The 18,624-nt window shown below is 65.2% G+C and carries 16 protein-coding genes; 13 read left to right on the top strand and 3 right to left on the bottom strand.

Translation table 11 applies throughout. The annotated features are described in order from the left end of the window. Positions 1-4: 4 nt before the first annotated feature. From ACSQ24_RS22790 to ACSQ24_RS22780, 3 genes are all read right to left on the bottom strand, one after another. On the bottom strand, positions 5-2,008 hold the full coding sequence (locus ACSQ24_RS22790; RefSeq protein ID WP_436096888.1) for a hydantoinase B/oxoprolinase family protein: 2,004 nt from the start codon (positions 2,006-2,008) through the stop codon (positions 5-7). Between the two features lie 2 nt (positions 2,009-2,010). Then, positions 2,011-4,062 carry a hydantoinase/oxoprolinase family protein gene (locus ACSQ24_RS22785; protein ID WP_436096887.1) on the bottom strand — a complete coding sequence of 684 codons (2,052 nt, stop codon included), beginning with the start codon at positions 4,060-4,062 and terminating at the stop codon, positions 2,011-2,013. 90 nt (positions 4,063-4,152) lie between these two features. Beyond that, positions 4,153-5,070 carry a LysR family transcriptional regulator gene (locus ACSQ24_RS22780; RefSeq protein WP_436096886.1) on the bottom strand — a complete coding sequence of 306 codons (918 nt, stop codon included), beginning with the start codon at positions 5,068-5,070 and terminating at the stop codon, positions 4,153-4,155. A gap of 649 nt (positions 5,071-5,719) precedes the next feature. Between ACSQ24_RS22780 and ACSQ24_RS22775 the strand changes: the two genes are divergently transcribed. From ACSQ24_RS22775 to ACSQ24_RS22715, 13 genes are all read left to right on the top strand, one after another. Next, positions 5,720-6,190, top strand: a complete 471-nt coding sequence (locus tag ACSQ24_RS22775) for a DUF2267 domain-containing protein (RefSeq protein WP_436096885.1) — start codon at positions 5,720-5,722, stop codon at positions 6,188-6,190. Beyond that, positions 6,187-6,609, top strand: coding sequence for a CBS domain-containing protein (locus ACSQ24_RS22770; protein WP_436096884.1), 423 nt, complete (start codon positions 6,187-6,189; stop codon positions 6,607-6,609). Before ACSQ24_RS22775 ends, ACSQ24_RS22770 begins: the two co-directional genes overlap by 4 nt. Further along, positions 6,584-6,883 carry a hypothetical protein gene (locus ACSQ24_RS22765; RefSeq protein ID WP_436096883.1) on the top strand — a complete coding sequence of 100 codons (300 nt, stop codon included), beginning with the start codon at positions 6,584-6,586 and terminating at the stop codon, positions 6,881-6,883. The genes ACSQ24_RS22770 and ACSQ24_RS22765 overlap by 26 nt, the downstream gene beginning before the upstream one ends. A gap of 154 nt (positions 6,884-7,037) precedes the next feature. Next, positions 7,038-7,367 (top strand): phosphoribosyltransferase, encoded by a 330-nt coding sequence (locus ACSQ24_RS22760; RefSeq protein ID WP_436096882.1) that lies wholly within the window; start codon positions 7,038-7,040, stop codon positions 7,365-7,367. 248 nt (positions 7,368-7,615) lie between these two features. Then, the gene (locus ACSQ24_RS22755; RefSeq protein WP_436096881.1) at positions 7,616-9,565 is read left to right on the top strand and encodes a PrkA family serine protein kinase; all 1,950 of its coding nucleotides are present in this window, start codon (positions 7,616-7,618) and stop codon (positions 9,563-9,565) included. A gap of 18 nt (positions 9,566-9,583) precedes the next feature. After that, positions 9,584-10,885 carry a YeaH/YhbH family protein gene (locus ACSQ24_RS22750; RefSeq protein ID WP_436096880.1) on the top strand — a complete coding sequence of 434 codons (1,302 nt, stop codon included), beginning with the start codon at positions 9,584-9,586 and terminating at the stop codon, positions 10,883-10,885. An 11-nt stretch (positions 10,886-10,896) separates the two neighbouring features. Further along, on the top strand, positions 10,897-12,447 hold the full coding sequence (locus tag ACSQ24_RS22745) for a SpoVR family protein (protein ID WP_436096879.1): 1,551 nt from the start codon (positions 10,897-10,899) through the stop codon (positions 12,445-12,447). A gap of 114 nt (positions 12,448-12,561) precedes the next feature. Then, entirely contained in the window at positions 12,562-13,470 is a 909-nt protein-coding gene (locus tag ACSQ24_RS22740; RefSeq protein WP_436096878.1) for a LysR family transcriptional regulator, read from the top strand. Positions 13,471-13,656: 186 nt separating this feature from the next. Continuing rightward, complete coding sequence (locus tag ACSQ24_RS22735; protein WP_436096877.1) at positions 13,657-14,847, top strand: M24 family metallopeptidase; 1,191 nt, start codon at positions 13,657-13,659, stop codon at positions 14,845-14,847. A 45-nt stretch (positions 14,848-14,892) separates the two neighbouring features. Continuing rightward, positions 14,893-15,930, top strand: coding sequence for a TRAP transporter substrate-binding protein (locus tag ACSQ24_RS22730; RefSeq protein WP_436096876.1), 1,038 nt, complete (start codon positions 14,893-14,895; stop codon positions 15,928-15,930). Positions 15,931-15,993: 63 nt separating this feature from the next. Continuing rightward, positions 15,994-16,614, top strand: coding sequence for a TRAP transporter small permease subunit (locus tag ACSQ24_RS22725; RefSeq protein WP_436096875.1), 621 nt, complete (start codon positions 15,994-15,996; stop codon positions 16,612-16,614). After that, entirely contained in the window at positions 16,611-17,894 is a 1,284-nt protein-coding gene (locus tag ACSQ24_RS22720; protein ID WP_436096874.1) for a TRAP transporter large permease, read from the top strand. The genes ACSQ24_RS22725 and ACSQ24_RS22720 overlap by 4 nt, the downstream gene beginning before the upstream one ends. Positions 17,895-17,938: 44 nt before the next feature. Further along, positions 17,939-18,622: a DUF2848 domain-containing protein gene (locus tag ACSQ24_RS22715; RefSeq protein ID WP_436096873.1), complete on the top strand. Its 684-nt coding sequence runs from the start codon at positions 17,939-17,941 to the stop codon at positions 18,620-18,622. Positions 18,623-18,624: the final 2 nt, after the last annotated feature.

The raw sequence follows: 18,624 nt of genomic DNA, 5'->3' as shown, positions 1-18,624 counted from the left end.
ACGGTTACTCGGCCGCCTGCGCGATTTCAGGGATATCCTGTCCAACCTCGGGAATCTGCGGATAATCCCGCCGAACGGCAACGAAGGCGGCGGCGACATCTCGTGCGCCGGAACCGTCCCGCATCACGGCGAAGAGCTTGGTCTTGGTGAAGAAGCGCCAATGCACCGGCAGACCCGCCAGCAGCCGTGTCAGCGCGGCGTAGTTGCGCTCCGTCCAGACCTGCTCGAAGGCATCCCGCTCCGGGCCGAAATGGAAGTGTGTCTGGTGGGCCCGCGTCCTCAGCTCTGCCCGCAACGCCGCCGTCGCATCGGGATCGACGGCGCCTCCCTCGATCACCACGCCATAGAGCGCCCGCGCCGCCTCAAGGCTGACATAGCCGCGCTCGACATCGAGCAGGACCCGCTCCGGCTCGCGCTCCAATGGCGAGCCGCGCCCGCCTCCGCCCGGCGAATGGATATGGATCACGTCGCCCGGCTCGGCGACGGCGATGTCGGTGTTGCCGAGAATGCGCTCGTTGGGACCGCCGGGATTGATGATGAAGTTCGAGGTCTCGGCCGAAAGCCCGCCGAGCGTGCCCCACGGCCGGAAATGCGAGCGGTCGCGGTTGCGCACGGTGATGCGCGAGTTCGGCGAGAACACCTTGAACTCCATCACTGTCGCGAGCCCGCCGCGCCAGCGCCCGGCGCCGCCTGAATCCGGTAGGAGCCCGTAGCGCATGAACCGGATCGGCACCTCGGTCTCGGTGATCTCGATCGGCGTGTTCTTGAGATAGGCGGCGTCGGCGCCCGAGCCGTTCGGTCCGTCGCGATGCGGCATGCCGCCACCACCGCCGACCACCGGGTTGATCGCCGCGATGACGCTGCGATGCGTCTTCTCGTCGGTGGTCATCACGTTGACGATCGAGCTCGAGCCGGCCGGCGCCGCCGGCAGGCGCTCGGGCGCGGCGAGGCTGAAGGCGCCGAAGATCAGGCTGCGCAGGCGTGCGCAGGTCAGGCTGCGCATGCCGACCGCAGCCGGGAACGACGGATTCAGCACCGTCCCTTCCGGCGCGATGCAGGTAAAGGGCCGGGTCAGGCCGGAATTGAGCAGGAGCTGCGGGTTCAGCGTGTAGAGTACGTAGTAGACGCCGACGAGCAGCAGCGTATGGCGCGGGTCGGAGCCGGTCGGCACGTTGAGCGAGGAGCCGAGCTGCGGGTCCGATCCCGTGAAGTCGAGGATCGCCTCGTCGCCCTTGATGGTCAGCGTCAGCGCCAGCCGGCAGGGATTGCCGTCGACACCGTCCTCGTCGGCATAATCGGAGAAGACGTACTCGCCATCGGGAATGGAACGCAGGATCTCGCGAGCCTGATGCTCGGCATAGTCCATCAGTCCGCCCAGCCCGTCCATGAAGCCCTTGGCGCCGAACTTGGCGACCATCGCCTGGATCTTGCGCTCGCCGGTGTTGAGCGCGCCGGCCAGCGCCTTGAGGTCGCCCATGTTGAGCGCGGGCTTGCGCACGTTCATCATCATGATGCGTAAAACGGTCTCGTCGAAGGCGCCGTCGCGCATCAGCGTCATCGGCGGGAAGCGGATGCCCTCCTGATGGATCTCGGTGAGCGAGCGCGACAGGCTCGCCGGCACGGCCCCGCCCATGTCGGTGTTGTGGACGTGGCCGCCGACGAAGCAGACGATTTCACCCTCATGGAAGATCGGCTTCCACAGATGCGTGTCGGGCGCGTGGGTGGCAAGATAGCCGCTATAGGGATCGTTGGTGAAGGCGATGTCGCCCGGGCGGTAATCCGGCACCATCTCGATGGCGCGGTTGTAGTTCATGCCCGGATACCAGGTCGCGCCCAGATCCATCGGCACGGCGACGACGCGCCCGCTGCGATCCATCACCATGACGGTGAAGTCCTCGGTCTCCTTGACGAAGGTGGAATGCGCCGTGCGGTAGAGCGTGTAGGCCATGTTCTCGGCCGCGGCCCGGCAATGATTGGCCAGGACCTGCAGGGTCACCTTGTCGACCATGATCAGGCTCCCTCGCGCAGGATGAGATGGAGGTTGAGGAAGGCGTCGACCTCAGCCTCGAAGCCGGCGGGTATGCAGATGGTGGTGTCTTCCTGCGCGACCACGGCCGGGCCGGAGAAATGCTGGCCGCAGCGCAGCGCCTCGCGGTGGAAGAGCGCGACCTCGCGCTCGGCGCCGTCGAGCCAGACCGTGATGGAGCGCGCCGGGATCGCCGCCTCGTCGACCGCTTCGCTCGCCGGGGCGAGCTCGGGCCGCGGCGTCGCGCCGGTGACGACGAGGCGCAGATTGACGATCTGGACCTCCGCCGCCTCGTCGTTGAAATCGTAGATGGCGAGGTGCTGGCGGTGGAAGGCGGCGCGGATCGCAGCGAGGTCACCCTCCGCGAGCCAGCCCTCCGAGAGCGGCACCTCGATCTCGAAGGATTGGCCATGATAGCGCATGTCGGCGCTCAGGCTTTCGACGACCGGCCCGGCGAAGCGCTGGTCCTCGCGGATCCAGGCGAGCCCGTCCTGCTTGAGACGCGCCAGCGCCGCGCGCAGCTGCGGCAGCGAAGCCGGCTCCGCCGCGGCGAAGAGGCTCTGGATGAAGTCGCCCTTCACATCGGCGATCAGCCCGCCCAACGCACTGACGACGCCGGGGCGGCGCGGCACCAGCACGCGTGGGATGCCGAGCTCGCGCGCCAGGAAGCAACCGAGCATCGGCCCGGCGCCGCCGAAGGGCATCAGCGCGAAGTCGCGCAGGTCGACGCCGTAGCGCGCGACGAGCTTGTTGACCTCGACGAACATCTCGGAGACGGCGATGGCGATGATCGCCTCGGCCGTCGCCTCTGCGCTGCGGCCGAGCAGGGCGGCGACCTCGCCGACGACCTTCTCGGCGAGGTCGCGACGCATGCCGATCTGGTCGTAGGCGAGGGCGGTGTGGCCGAGGAGGCCGCAGGTCGCCATCGCGTCGGTGACCGTGGCGCGGGTACCGCCGCGGCCATAGCAGGCGGGACCGGGCGTCGAGCCGGCGCTTTCGGGGCCGACCTTGAGCACGCCGAAGGCGTCGGCCCAGGCGATCGAGCCGCCGCCGGCGCCGATCGAGGTGACCGAGACGCTCGGCACATAGAGCGGGAAGTCGCCGACGACCTCGCCGGTGCCGAATTGCGGCTGGCCCTCGATGATCAGGGCAAGGTCGGCGCTGGTGCCGCCGATGTCGAGGGTGAGGATGTTCTTCGCGCCCGCCTGCTCGGCGAGATAGGCCGCCCCGATCACGCCAGAGGCCGTGCCCGAGAGCAGCATGTTGACGCAGGCGCGCTTGCCGGTCGCGGCGTTCATCACCCCGCCATTCGACTTGGTCAACATCGGACCGGCCGGCACGCCCCGCGAGGCGAGCGCTTCCTCGAGGGCTTCGAGATAGCCGCAGACGCGCGGGTGGACGTAGCCGTTCAGGATCGCGGTGGTGGTGCGCTCATATTCGCGGATAACCGGCCAGACCTCGCTGGTGGTGAAGACGAAGAGCTCCGGCGCCAGCCCGGCGATCAGCGCCCGCGCCTCCGTCTCGTGGACCGGGTTGCGGTAGGCATGCAGGAAGGAGACGATCACGCCATCGACGCCGCGGGCTCTGAGCTTGCTCACCGCATCCTCGAGGGCTTCGCGGTCGAGCGGTTCGGCGACGCTGCCGTCGGAGAGGACGCGCCCGCCGACGCCGAAGACGCGATCGCGTGGGATGAGCTGCTCGGGGCGGGTGCAGAACAGCGAGTACATCTCCGGCATGCGCAGGCGCGCCAGCTCGATCACGTCCTCGAAGCCGGCGGTGGTGACGAGACCGAGCCGACTGCCTTTGCGCTGGATGATGGTGTTGATGCCGACTGTGGTGCCGTGGACGAAGGAGATGATCTCCTCCGGCGCAACGGCATGGCGCTCGTTCAGTAGGTCGAGTCCGGCGAGGAGCTCGCGGCCTGGCGCATCGGGCGTGGTCAGGACCTTGATCGTCTCGACACGGCCGCTGCCGCTCTCCAGCGCGCAGAAATCGATGAAGGTGCCGCCGATGTCGACGCCGATACGCCAGCTCATGATGGGCCCATCCCAGGAAAGACGCGCCAGTCTTGGCGGGCACGCCCTGAGGGGTCCAACACCAAAACCACGGCGCCGGATAAGCCGGCCTTATGCCTCGGGCGCTTCGGGAGCGGGCCGGTCGAGGTCGAGCTGCTGGCAGGCCGTGCGAATGTGGTTGCGCAGCAGCTCGTGGCTGCGCGAGAGCGGCCGGCGCGTGCTGGTGAGCAGGCAGAGCGGCAAGGCGACATGCGGCCGGAACGGACGCGTCACCAGGCCGGGGAAATTGTGCCAGGGCAGGAGGCCGTCGACGACCGCGATGCCGAGCCCCTGCTGCACGAAGGCCAGCGCGATGATCGAGACGTCGATCTCCATCTCCGGCCGGAAAGGCAGGCCTTCCTTGGCCAGCGCATCCCGCAGCAATTGCCCAGGCAACGATTCGGCGCGGTAGGAGATCAGCGTCTCGCCATCGAGATCCTCGGCGCCGACAGAGTCGCGCTCGGCCAGCGGATGGTGGGTCGGCAGCACGCAGACCACGCGGGTGTAGCCGACGACCTCAGTCTCGATGAAGGGCGTCGGCTGGTCCATCATCGCGATGCCGAGCCCGGCCTGGTCGCGGTCGAGCATGGTGAGGATGACCTCGGCCGGCACGACATAGGAGCGCACGCGCGTGTTCGGATGGGCGGCGCGGAAATGGCGCAGTGCCTCCGGGACGAAGGAGAGGGACGGGGGCGCCGAGGCGGCGAGGCGCACGAGACCGGCCTTGCCATGGCGCAGGTCGCGCGTGCGCCGCCTGAGCATTTCGAGGTCGCCGAACAGGCGCTCGACTTCGGGGTAGATCTCCTCCGCTTCCGGTGTGGGGATCAGCCGGCCCTTGACCCGCAGGAACAGCTTGAAGCCGAGTTCGTCCTCGGTGTGCAGCAGGATCTGGCTGAGCGCCGGCTGCGAGACGTTGAGCGCCTCGGCGGCGCCGGTCAGCGTGCCGCAGCGCATGACCATGCGGAAGACTTCGATCTGGCGGGCACGCATGGCGCGATCCTAGAAGCTGGCGCAGCAGCTGTCAGCTGCCGCCGCTCTCGTTCGCGCTGGAACTTCGCGTCCCGTCACTGGTTCGGATTCTCAGGAGGATTTCGCCATGGCTCGATGCAATCAATGCGGAAATGACTACGATAAGACGTTCCAGGTCGTTTCGGACGGTCAAACCTACACATTCGACAGCTTCGAATGCGCGATCCAGAAACTCGCCCCGATATGTCCGCATTGCGGGTGCCGCGTCATAGGACACGGCGTCGAGCAGGATGAAATAATCTACTGCTGCGCCCATTGCGCCAAACAACAAGGCGCGAGCGCTTTAAGGGACCGGGTGTGAGTTGGCCCTGGACAGGCCGAGTTGCTGATCGGGCGCCGAAATCGCTGAACTCCCCCAGAGGATCTTCGCGAGAGGCGTCGGGATTGCATTCCTGGCTAGCGAAGACGCCAGCTTCGTGATCGGCGCCAATATGACGGCCCATGGCGGTGTTTTCCGCGTCAAACGGACAGCCAGTTTGACAACGCGGTTTCCCCCAATGGCTTCCGACTACGGCCCGGGCTTCTCCACCGGCGTATGATGACGATTTTCTTGGAACCGAAGCCCGCTGGGTCAGTTCCACCGAGAACTCCATCGCATCGGAGGAAGACGATGAGCACGATAGGCTTGGATGTCTTCGATCGATCGGCGCAGGCTACCCATATCTGGCTGAACGAGATCACCGATCAGATCGGGCCCGACCGCAAGCTGGCCTGGCACGTCCTCAGCGCGGTACTTCGCGTCCTGCGCGACAGGCTGCGGCCTGATGACGCCGCCCATCTCGCGGCGCAATTGCCGCTCTTCGTGCGCGGCGCATTTTACGATCAATACCGCCCCTCGCAGCAGCCACTGGCGCTGCGCACTCAGGACGAATTCGTGCAGCGCATTCAGGATTCGTTCGGCGATGTCAGGCCGGTCGATCCCGCAGCGGCGACGAGAGCCGTTTTTGCCGTGTTGCAGCACCATCTCGACCCCGGCGAGATCACCAAGGTGCGCCATGCACTGCCTGAAGGGATTCGCGCGCTTTGGCCGGAGCAGAAGAATGCCGGCGATGTTTCGGAAGAGAGGAGACTGAAGCAATGAAAGTATCGGATGTGATGACCAAGGGCGCCGAGATTGCTCGGCCGGACGAGACTTTGCAGCAGATCGCCCGCCGCATGGTGAGTGAGGACATCGGCTTCATGCCGGTCGGCGACGACGACCACCTGGTCGGCATGATCACCGATCGCGACATCGTCATCCGCGCCGTTGCCGAGGGACGCGACGCCCGGACGCCGGTGCGCGAGATCATGACGAAGGACATCAAATACTGCTTCGAAGACGAGGATATGGACCACGTCGTCCAGAACATGGGCGATATTCAGGTGCGGCGACTGCCCGTGGTCAACCGCGACAAGCGCCTCGTCGGCGTCGTCTCGCTCGCCGATGGCGCGCTGAAGGACAGTTCAGAGCAGGCAGGCATTGCGCTGTCCGGGATTGTCCTTCCTGCGCACGCCGCCTGAGAAGGAGCATGCGATCGTTGGCAGAAAGACGCATGAGCAGCAATTGCGCACATTGGAGCGCAAATCCGACGTTCCTGACGGCCGCCAGATGGAGGCACAGCTGAGCTCCGACGGCGAGCCTTATCGCAAACCGGCAGGCTCGGCACGCTCTGCTGAATTTCCGGTGAGTCGCGCAGGCATGAATCAGGAAAGCCGCGATCACAATAAGCATAATCATCGCGGCCAGCAGGGCCACAAGCCGCAGCGGCATCGCCCGGCAGAAGAAAAGTCCTGAGTCCTACGCCGCGACGCGCAAGCACATGCCCGTCATCGATGTGCTCGGCATCACCTTTGGCGAGAACGACCAATAGTTCCCCAGCCAGGGCTCGCCGAACGCGATGGAGCGTGAGTGCGGCCAACGGAGAACACGTCCCCTCGGATTCAAGTGGATGACCATCGTCTTTTCAGATCGACGCGAGGCCGGACGCCAGCTTGCCGGCAAGCTGACTCATTATGGTGGGCGCGATGACGTGATCGTGTTGGCACTGCCGCGGGGCGGCGTGCCGGTCGGCTATGAGGTCGCACGAGCCCTGAAGGCACCGCTCGACGTCTTCGTCGTGCGCAAGCTCGGCGTCCCCGGATACGAGGAACTGGCCATGGGGGCGATCGCAACCGGGAGCGTACGGGTCCTGAACGACGAGATCGTCAGCGCTCTCGCGCTTCCGCCACATGTCATCGACGCGGTCACCACCAAGGAGGAGAAAGAACTTGGTGTGTAGGAGCCCGCTTTACGGAGGCGCATATGGGCTTAGCTTCGACAGTGTTCCTGGACCGATTGCTGGAGCGATCCGCACGACAAGCGTCGTCGTTCCGACATGATCCCAACGATGATGCCCAGCCGTTCGAGACGGAACCCTGGGCTCTCCGGCGGCATCAAAGTGCCATTGGGCAGGAACTTGCGAGACCATGATCGGTTGAATGTTCGGGGGCTGTCGTCGATGGCTCCGACTATCGCGGGATGGCTGCCATGATCGAGACAGACGGCGAGGTATTTCGTTTATTCTCCGAGGATTACCAAAGCTATTCGCAGGAGGAGATGAGCCTGCAGGAATATCTTCTGGCGTGCCGAGAAGACAAGTTGATGTATGCATCCGCGGCCGAACGAATGGTCGATGCAATCGGCGCGCCGAAATTGTTCGATACGAGCCAGGACGAGCGCCTGGGACGAATATTCGCGAACAGGACCATCAAGATCTATCCCTCCTTCGCCGATTTCTTCGGCATGGAGGACACCATAGAGAGGATCGCCGGTTATTTCCGCTACGCATCGCAGGGCTTGGAGGAGCGCAAGCAGATCCTCTACCTCCTCGGTCCCGTCGGCGGTGGCAAGTCTTCTCTTGCTGAGCGGCTCAAGAAGCTGATGGAGGAGCGTCCGTTCTATACGCTCAAGGTCGGCGATCGGATCAGCCCGGTCTTCGAATCGCCGCTGGGCCTGTTTCGTCCTGACCGCATGGGCGATCTCTTCGAAGACAAGTACGGAATCGCGCGGCGGCGGCTGAACGGCCTGATCTCGCCATGGGCGGCGAAGCGGCTCGATGAGCTCTCGGGCGACATCTCAAAGTTCAGCGTCGTCAAGCTAACTCCCTCGCGGCTCCGTCAGATCGGCATCGCGAAGACCGAGCCAGGCGACGAGAACAACCAGGACATCTCGGCACTCGTCGGCAAGGTGGACATCCGTCAGCTCGAAAACTTCAGCCAGTCGGATCCGGATGCTTATTCCTACAGCGGCGGACTGAACCGGACGACGCAGGGGCTGCTCGAATTCGTCGAGATGTTCAAGGCGCCGATCAAGGTGCTGCATCCGCTGCTGACCGCGACGCAGGAAGGTAGCTACAACGGCACCGAGAACTTCGGAGCCTTTCCCTACCAGGGCATCATCCTGGCCCACTCCAACGAGTCGGAATGGCTCCAGTTCAAGAACAACAAGAACAATGAGGCATTCCTCGATCGCATCCTGGTGGTCAAGGTGCCCTATTGCCTGCGCGTCACCGAAGAGCGGCAGATCTACGAGAAGCTGCTGCGCGAAAGCGAACTGGCCGGCAGCCCCTGCGCGCCTGAAGTGCTCGACCTCCTCAGCCGGTTCTCGGTCTCGACCCGGCTGAGCGAATTCGAGAACTCGCCGCTCTATACGAAGATGCGCGTCTATGACGGCGAGAACCTCAAGGAGCTGGAGCCCAAGGCGAAGGCCATCCAGGAGTATCGCGACGCGGCCGGGGTCGACGAGGGCATGACCGGCGTCAGCACGCGCTTCGCCTTCAAGATCCTGTCGCAGACCTTCAACTACGATACCGAGGAGCTTGCCGCCGACCCCGTGCACCTGATGTACATCCTGGAGGGTGCGATCAAGCGCGAACAGTTTCCCAAGGAGACGGAGGCGGCTTATCTCGATTTCATCAAATCGGAGCTCGCGACGCGCTACGCCGAATTCATCGGGCACGAAATCCAGAAGGCCTATCTCGAATCCTATGGCGAATACGGCCAGAACCTGTTCGACCGCTACATCGCCTATGCCGACGCCTGGGTCGAGGATCAGGACTACAAGGATCCAGATACCGGCCAGCTCCTCAACCGGCAGGTCCTGGACAACGAATTGTCGCAGATCGAAAAGCCGGCCGGCATCGCCAACCCCAAGGATTTCCGCAACGAGGTCGTGAAGTTCACCTTGCGCGCCCGGGCCAGGAACAATGGCCGCAACCCGTCCTGGACCAGCTATGAAAAGCTCCGCGAGGTCATCGAAAAGCGGATGTTCGGGCAGGTCGAGGATCTGCTGCCCATCATCAGCTTCGGCTCGAAACAGGATAGCGTGACCGAGAAGCGGCACCAGGGGTTCGTGCAGCGCATGGTCGAACGTGGCTATACCGAGCGCCAGGTTCGGCGCCTGGTCGACTGGTACATGCGCGTCAACAAGGCGGGCTGAACGCGGCCGGAGCGCGCCATGCCGATCTTCATCGACCGCCGCCTGAACCCGAAGGACAAGAGCCTGGGCAACCGGCAGCGCTTCCTGCACCGCGTGCGGGCGGAGCTGAAGCGAAGCGTTCAGGAACAGATCCGGGCCGGCAGGATCGCCGATGTCGACGGCGAACATGCCGTTTCGATGCCTGCGAAGGGAACGGGCGAGCCAAGCTTCCGCAATGCGACGGACAGCGGCCGCCGCCAGCATGTCCTGCCCGGAAACAAGAAATTCGCACCGGGGGACCGGCTGCCGAAGCCGGGCCAGGGCGCCGGATCGGGATCGTCACCCAGCCTGCAGCCGTCCGAGGATGATTTCCACTTCGTGCTCTCGCGCGAGGAGGTGCTCGACCTGTTCTTCGAAGATCTCGAGCTCCCCGACATGGTCAAGCTCAATCTCAAGGAGATTCTCGCCTTCAAGCCGCGGCGGGCCGGATTCTCCGCGAGCGGGTCGCCGACCAACATCAACATCGCGCGCACCATGCGAAACAGCCATGGCCGCCGCATCGCCCTCCAGCGGCCAAAGCGTGAGGAGATCGACGCGATCCTCCGCGAGCTGGCCAGGATGGAAGTCGACGGACCCGCCGTCCGCGCCGACGTCGAAGCCTTGCGCGCCGAGCTCGACCGGCTGGAGCGCCGGCGCCGGGTGATCGCCTTCATCGATCCGGTCGATATCCGCTTCAACCGCTTCGAGGCACAGCCTCAGCCGAACGCGAACGCGGTCATGTTCTGCCTGATGGACGTATCCGGCTCGATGGGCGAACGCGAGAAGGACCTGGCCAAGCGCTTCTTCGTCCTGCTGCACCTGTTCCTGAAGCGGCGCTACGACCGCACGGACATCGTCTTCATCCGCCATACCCACATGGCGCAGGAGGTCGACGAGGAAACCTTCTTCTACAGCACGCAGAGCGGCGGCACCGTCGTGTCCACGGCGCTGGAGGAAATGCAGCGCATCATCGCGCAGCGCTACCCCAGCCGGGATTGGAACATCTATGCCGCGCAGGCCTCGGACGGCGACAATCTCGCTACGGATTCCGAGCGTTGCCTGAGCCTCATGGACGGGCAGATCATGCGCCAGTGCCAGTATTTCGCCTATGTCGAGATCATCGACGAGCGCGAGAGCGAGATCTTCGGCTCCACCGACAACGGCACCTCGCTGTGGCGATCCTATCTCGCAGTCAAGGACAGGTGGTCGAATTTCGACATGAGCCGCATCGCCCGGGCCGCCGACATCTACCCGGTCTTCCGGCAGCTCTTCACCCGTCAACAGGCGCAGCAGCGCAAGTGAGGGAAGCGTCGATGCAGAGGCAAGCCACGGAATCCGGTCTGCTGTTCTCCGGCTCGGATTGGAACTTCGGGACTTTGTCGCACGCCTACGACGTCATCGAGGCGGTCGCGAAGGAGGAACTGCGGCTCGATATCTACCCGGTGCAGATGGAGGTGATTTCCTCCGAGCAGATGCTCGACGCCTATTCGTCCATCGGCATGCCGCTGATGTATCGCCACTGGTCCTTCGGCAAGCACTTCCTCCACCAGGAACTGCTCTATCGCAAGGCCGGCCGCGGCCTGGCCTATGAGCTCGTCATCAACTCCGATCCCTGCATCGTCTACCTGATGGAAGAGAACACCATGGCCCTGCAGGCCCTGGTGACGGCGCATGCCGCCCTCGGCCACAACCACTTCTTCAAGAACAACTATCTGTTCCGGCAATGGACCGATGCCGGCGCGATCCTGGGGTATCTGGATTTCGCCAAGGGCTTCATCACCCGCTGCGAGGAAAAGCATGGCGTTGCGCCGGTGGAAGCGGTTCTCGACGCCGCCCATGCCCTGATGGAACAGGGCGTGTTCCGCTATCGCCGCCCTCCCAGGCTTTCTTCCGAGAAGCAACGCGAGGGGCTTCGCGAGCGGCTGGAATACGAGGAGCGTTCCTACAACGACCTGTGGCGCACGATTCCGCGCCCGCCGGACGACGGCAAGGACGACGAGAGCGACGACTCGATCGCCGAGCGGAAGCGGGCGCTCAATCTGCCCGAGGAGAACCTGCTCTATTTCCTCGAGAAGAACAGCCTGATCCTCGAGCCCTGGCAGCGCGAGATCCTGAGGATCGTCCGGGTCATCGCGCAGTATTTCTATCCCCAGCGGCAGACGCAGGTGATGAACGAGGGTTGCGCGACCTTCGTGCACTATACGGTCATGAATGCGCTGTTCGATCGAGGCCAGATCAGCGAAGGCGCCATGCTGGAGATTCTGCGCAACCACTCGAACGTCATTTTCCAGCCGGCCTTCGACGATCCTCGCTTTTCCGGCATCAACCCTTATGCGCTGGGGCTGGACATGATGCAGGATATCCAGCGTGTCGTGACCGAGCCCACGGCGGAGGATCGCGACTGGTTTCCCGAGATCGCGGGCAAGGGCGACTGGCGCACGATCCTGCTCGACGCCTGGGCCAACCATCGCGACGAATCCTTCATTCGCCAATTTCTCAGCCCAGCCCTGATCCGAAAATGGCGTATGTTCGTGCTCTCCGACGCGGCGGATGACTCCTTCTACGATGTCGCCTCGATCCACAATGAACGTGGCTATGAGCACATCCGCGCCGCCTTGGCCCAGAGATACGACATCGGCGCGAACCATTCGGATGTCCAGGTCGTGGATGTCGACCTGCTTGGCCAGCGGCACTTGCGCCTGCAGCACAAGGTCAATGACGGAATTGTTCTGGAAAGCGCCAGCTGCGATGCGACGCTGCGACATGTCCATGAGCTATGGGGCTATGAGGTCAGCCTGCAAGGCGTCGACACGCAGACGGGGGCCACAATCTTCGAACGGTCCAGCCGTCAGCTTACTGGATAGCTAGCTCATTTGCCGCTTTCGGACGGCAAGCCAGGCGAAGCGGGACCCGCTCGTTCCCTTGGCCGTGGCTGCTTTTCTGTTGGTTCTCGGCTGGGTCCTCGGCATCATCGCGCGATGATCGACCTGCGCAACATCGAGACCTTCTTCTGGGCGGCCGCGCTCGGCAGCCTGCGTGCCGCCTCGGAGAAGCTTGGCACCACCCAGCCCGCGATCTCGCAGCGGATCGCCTCGCTGGAAGCTGCGCTCGGTGTCCGCCTGTTCGAGCGCGATGCGCGCGGCGTTAAGCTCACGGCCAAGGGCCATGAACTGCTCGCCCATGCCGAACGGATGATGCAGGCGCGCCGCGACATGATGCAGGCCGCCCGCGACCAGACCACGATGAGCGGAACGTTGCGCATCGGCGTCGCCGAGACCATCGTCCAGACCTGGCTGCCCAAGCTGATCGAGGAGGTTCACGTCGCCTATCCGGCGCTCGTCCTCGAGATCGAAGTCGACAGCACGCATGTGCTGCAATCGCATCTGATGGCGCGCCAGATCGACCTCGCCTTCCTCCTCGGCCCGGTTTTGGAGGCGCGGGTGGAGAACCTGCCGCTCTGCACCTATCCGCTTGCCTGGGTCGTCAAGCCCGGCGCTGGGCTCGGCCCCGGCCCGGTCACGCTCGCCCGCATCGCCGGGCTCCCCATCATCACCTATCCCTCTAACAGCTCGCCCTACCGGCAGGTCCGCGACATGCTGATGCGCGCCGGCATCTCGACCCCGCGCATGTATGGCAGCGCCTCGCTCTCGATGGTGGTGCGCATGGTGCTCGACGGCATCGGCGCGGCCGTGATCACGCCGGTCTTTCTCGGCCGTGAACTGGCGCGCGGCGAATTGCAGATCCTCGAGGTCGAGGCCGATCCCTTGCCCGATCTCAGTTTCACTGCGAGCTGGATCGACGGCCCCGACAGCTATCCGTCCCGCATCATCGCGCGCATGGCGCAAACGGTCGCGCGGCAGGGCGCGGCGAGCGGGCAAGGGGTATAAATCTCGCTTATACCTCGGTTCCAAACATACGATTGGACAGCAACGCTCCCGATGTCCTGCAATGCCGATGCATAGACGGCTCCAAAGCCGCTGCAGAGGGGTCACGCGTTGAACGTTGCAGACATCGTCGTTCCGGCGCGCCTTGTCTTAGGCGCTGCTTTGATCGTCTCGGTCTGATCCGCCACAATGAGCGGAGCACCGAGCGGCAGCATCGGTCTGCTTGCGGAGCGGCGGGACGCTCTGCTGCATCGCGCGCGCGAGCAGGGGGCTGAGAGCGTCGCCGTCTTCGGCTTCGGCAGCGCTCTTGGCGCTGGTAGCGCCTCGCACGGGGCACTGCGCTTCCTCAGCGGCTGGGACGGGCATGAGAGCCTGTCGCTGCTGCTCATCACCGCCGATGGCGCGCTCCTGCTGGTGGGCAGCCCGTTCATGTTGCCGCTGGCGCGCGAGCTGCGGCCGGACCTCGCAGCCGAACATGTCCAGTCGCTCGACTGGGGCAAGGCGCTCGCGGCGCGGCTGAACGGCGACCGCATCGCGACGGTCGGCTTTGGCGAATTGCCCCGGCAAGTCGACGCCGCGCTGGCGCAGTATGGCTTTGCCGACGCCCCGTCCCTAGACGAGGCCGTGGCGCGGCTGCGCCTGGTCAAGGATGCGGCCGCCCTTCGTCAGCACCGCGCCGCCGCTGTCCTGTGCGACGAGCTCTTCAGCCGGCTCGGCGCTGAGCTGGCGCGGCGGCTTCCGGCCTGGGAAATCCAGCTCAATCTCGAAGCCGAGGCTCGCCGTCGCGGCGCCGACTATTGCCGGACCTGGCTGACCGTCGCACCCGCGGCTGACTATCCACGCTACTGGCCGGCGGAGGCCCGGCAGGTGCCCCAGCGTGGCGATCAGGTCCTGTTCGGCATCGCGCTGACGGTCGATGGCCATTGGGGCCACGGCATCCGGATGGGCAGCATCGGGCCGCAGAAGGCCGAGCATCGCGAGCTTGCCGGCCATGTCGAGGCGATGCTGCAAGCGGGGCTGTCCGCGCTGCGCCCGGGTCTGCCGCTGGCAGGCACCGAGCAGGCCATGGAGGCCGTGCTGGCCGAGCGCGTCGATGCTCGGCAGCGTGCGAGGCTCCGGCGTTTCCGCAACGGGCACGGGCTCGGCTTCTCCTATGAGGAGCCGCTGACCACGGCGGTCTTTCGCCAGCATTTCGATCCCGGCGCGCCGCCCGCCGCGGCGTCCGACCTCGTACTGGCGCCAGGCATGCTCTTCGAGCTGCACCCTAACCTGTTCATGCCCGCCCTCGGCGGCGCGGCGCTCGGCGAGATGGTCCTCGTCACGCCGGACAGCCCGGAATGCTTGCTTCGCTACCCCCGCGCCTGCCAGTCCTGGGACTAGGGCGCGGGGGAATCTCACCACCAACAACCAATGAGGGGAAAAACGATGAAAACTTTCATTCTTGCAGCTGGCCTGCTCGCGGCGACCGCCGCTACCGCGCAGGACCTGCCGAAGGCCAATCTCAAGGTCGTCGGCGGACTGAGCAACCTCACCGCCTACCAGGACTATGAGCAGCCCTTCTGGACCAAGACGATCCCGGAGAAGTCGAAGGGGCAGGTCACCGCCGACATCAAGGGCTTCAACGAAATGGGGTTGAAGGGCCCCGAGCTGCTGCGGCTGATGTCGCAGGGCGTGGTCGAGTTCGGCACTGCCACGCTGTCCTACTTCGCCAGCGACAACCCGATCAACGAGGCGATCGACCTTGCCGGCCTCGCGCCCGACGCCAAGACGGCGCGGACGATCACCGAGGCGTTCGAGCCGGTCTATGCCAAGTTCTATGGAGAGGGCTCGAAGGTCCGCTTGCTCGGCATCTCGCCCTATCCGGCGCAGGTGCTGTTCTGCAACGCCGAGATGAAGGGCCTCGCCGATCTCAAGGGCAAGAAGGTCCGTACCTCGAGCCGCACCCAGGCGGAGTTCGTCGAAGCCTTCGGCGGCTCGAGCGTGACGATGGCCTTCGGCGAGGTCGTGCCGGCCCTGCAGAACAAGGTCGTCGATTGCGCCATCACCGGCTCGCTCTCCGGCTATTCGGCCAAATGGTACGAGGTCTCGACCCATCTCCTGGCCCTGCCGATCAACTGGAACCAGCAGATCCACGCGGTCAACGAAGCCGCCTGGAACAAGATCGATCCGAAGGTCCGCGAGTTCCTCGCCAGCAACATCAAGACCCTGGTCGGCCAGATCTGGGACGCCGCCGCCCAGCAGACCCAGCAGGGCTATGACTGCAACACCGGCGCCGCGGCCTGCACGCTTCCGGTGAAGGGCAAGATGCAGCTCGTCGTTCCGGCCGACGCCGACAAGGCGCTGCTCAAGACCGTGCTGCAGGAGAAGGTGCTGCCGAAATGGGCGGCTCGCTGCTCGGCCGATTGCGTCGCCGGCTTCAACGCCACGATCGGCAAGGAACTCGGCCTGGCCGCCAAGAAGTAATGCCCCAACAGGAGGCCGGCTTGGACCGGCCTCCTCCCCAATTTCCTGGGAGCCGAGGATTCCATGACAAGCCCGCCCCCGCCTAATGCTCTGGCGGCGCTGATGCGCCATGCCGAGACCCTGTCGCGCGCTGCCGTCTGGTGCGCCGGCGCACTGACGATCGCGAGCGTCCTGCTGATCTCATTCGACGTGCTGGCCCGCAAGTTCCTCGGGTTCACCACCGGTGGCGCGGACGAGCTGTCGAGCTACGCCTTCGCCATCAGCACGAGCTGGTCGCTTGCCTTCGCGACCCTGCAACGGGCCAATGTCCGTGTCGACGTGCTCTACCAGTATTTTCCCGTGCGGCTGGCCGCGGTCTTCGACTGGGTCTCGCTGGTCGCACTCGGCGTCTTCATGGCGATGCTGACCTACTATGCCTATGACGTGGTCGGCGCCTCGCTCGCCCAGAGTTCGCGGGCCAACACGCCGCTGGCGACGCCGCTCGCGATCCCGCAAGGGCTGTGGTTTGCCGGCCTCTTCTTCATGTGCGTCATCCTCGCTCTGATGCTGCTGCGTGCCTCGATCGCGCTGGTGACCGGCGATATCGCGACCGTGAAGGCGATCGCCGGCGTGCGCTCGACTCAGGAGGAGGCCGAAGAGGAAGCCGCCGCCGGCGAGCGCATGGTCAAGGGAGAGACGGCATGATCGCCACGACCCTCATCCTCCTGCTCGTCCTGATTGGCCTGTCGATCCCGGTCGGCGCGGCACTCGGCGTGCTTGGCCTGATCCTCGACCCGCTCTATTCGATGCTGCCGCTGACGCGCGGCATCGGCGAGCTCGCCTGGAGCACCAACAACGAGTTCCTGCTCGTCGCGATCCCGCTCTTCATCCTGCTCGGCGAGATCCTGCTGCGCTCCGGCTTCGCCGAGCGCATGTACGGCGCGATGAGCTTGTGGCTCTCCTGGCTGCCAGGCGGGCTGATGCACGCCAATATCGGCGCCTCGGCCCTGTTCGCGGCGACCTCGGGATCGAGCGTCGCGACCGCCGCGACGGTCGGCACGGTCGCGCTGCCGCAGATCAAGCGCTACGGCTACAACGAGCCGCTCTTCCTCGGCAGCCTGGCGGCCGGCGGCACGCTCGGCATCCTGATCCCGCCCTCGATCAACCTCGTGCTCTACGGGGTGCTGACCAACTCCTCGGTGCCGAAGCTCTATCTCGCCGGCATCATCCCCGGCCTGCTGCTCGCCGGCCTGTTCATGCTCACGGTCATCATCGGCTGCGTGCTGAAGCCGGAATGGGGCGGGCGCCGCATCACCGCGAGCTGGGGCGAGCGCTTCGCCAGCCTGGCGCATCTCGCGCCGCCGCTCGGCATCTTCCTCCTCGTGGTCGGCTCGATCTATGCCGGCCTTGCCACGCCGACGGAGGCCGCCGCGCTCGGCGTCACCGGCGCGATGCTCCTTGCGGCCTGGTCGCGCCGCCTGACGCTCGCAATGCTGCGCGAAGCCGTCGAGGGCACGATGAAGGCGACCGCGATGATCATGCTGATCATCCTCGCCGCCGCCTTCCTGAACTTCGTGATGGCAGCGACCGGGATCACCGACGTGATCACCAATTCGATCAGGGGTCTCGGCCTGTCCCCGGTGCAGATGCTGGTCGTGGTCGTGGTCTTCTACCTGATCCTCGGCTGCTTCATGGAGACGCTCTCCATGATGATCACCACGATCCCGATCGTGGCGCCGATCATGATCGGGCTCGGCTATGATCCGATCTGGCTCGGCATTCTGATCATCGTCCTGGTCGAGGCTGCGCTGATCACGCCGCCGGTCGGCCTCAACCTCTTCGTGGTGCAGAGCCTGCGCAAGAGCGGCTCGATGAACGCCGTGATCGTCGGCAGCATGCCCTATGTCGGCGCGATGGCGGTGCTGATGCTGCTGCTCGCGCTGTTCCCGGACCTCGCGCTCTTCCTGCCCCGCGTCTTCGAATAGCCGCGGGCGCATCGCCTTCCCTTCAAAACAATCTGCAGGATGTCATGGAACTGAATTTCGTCGTCGAAGGCGGCGCCGCGCAGGCGCTCAAGGTCGACCTCACCGAGCTGGTCGTCGCCGGCTGGGCCGGGCGCGACCGTGCCGCGATCGAGCATCATATCGAGGAGCTCGCCGCCATCGGCGTGCCGCGCCCGAGCACCGTACCGCTCTATTATCGCGTCGCCGAGAACCTGGTGACGCAGGCCGACCGCATCCAGGTGCTCGGGGCTGAGAGCTCCGGCGAGGTCGAGACCTTCGTCTTCAGCGCAGGCGGCGAGATGTATGTCAGCCTCGCCTCCGACCATACCGACCGCAAGCTCGAGACGCTCGGCGTCGCGCTGTCCAAGCAGATCTGCGCCAAGCCTCTGGCGCGCTCGGCCTGGCGTTTCGCCGAGGTTGCCGGGCATTGGGACAAGATGATCATCCGCTCCCATATCGAGGAGAACGGCGCCCGGGTCCTCTACCAGGAGGGCCCGTTGGCCAGCCTGCGCCCGCCGCTCGAATTGATCGCAGGCTACACCGGCGGCGCGACGATCCTGCCGGAGGGGACCGGCATGATCTGCGGCACGGTCGGCGCGATCGGCGGCATCCGGCCGGCGCCATCCTTCGCCATGGAGCTGTTCGACCCCGTGCTCGGCCGCAGCATCACGCACAGCTATCGGATCGAGCCATTGCCGGAAATCGCCTGACC

The organism is Allobosea sp. LjRoot237, from assembly GCF_964253285.1.
Lineage (GTDB): Bacteria > Pseudomonadota > Alphaproteobacteria > Rhizobiales > Beijerinckiaceae > Allobosea.
This window is presented reverse-complemented; position numbering and strand designations above follow the sequence as displayed.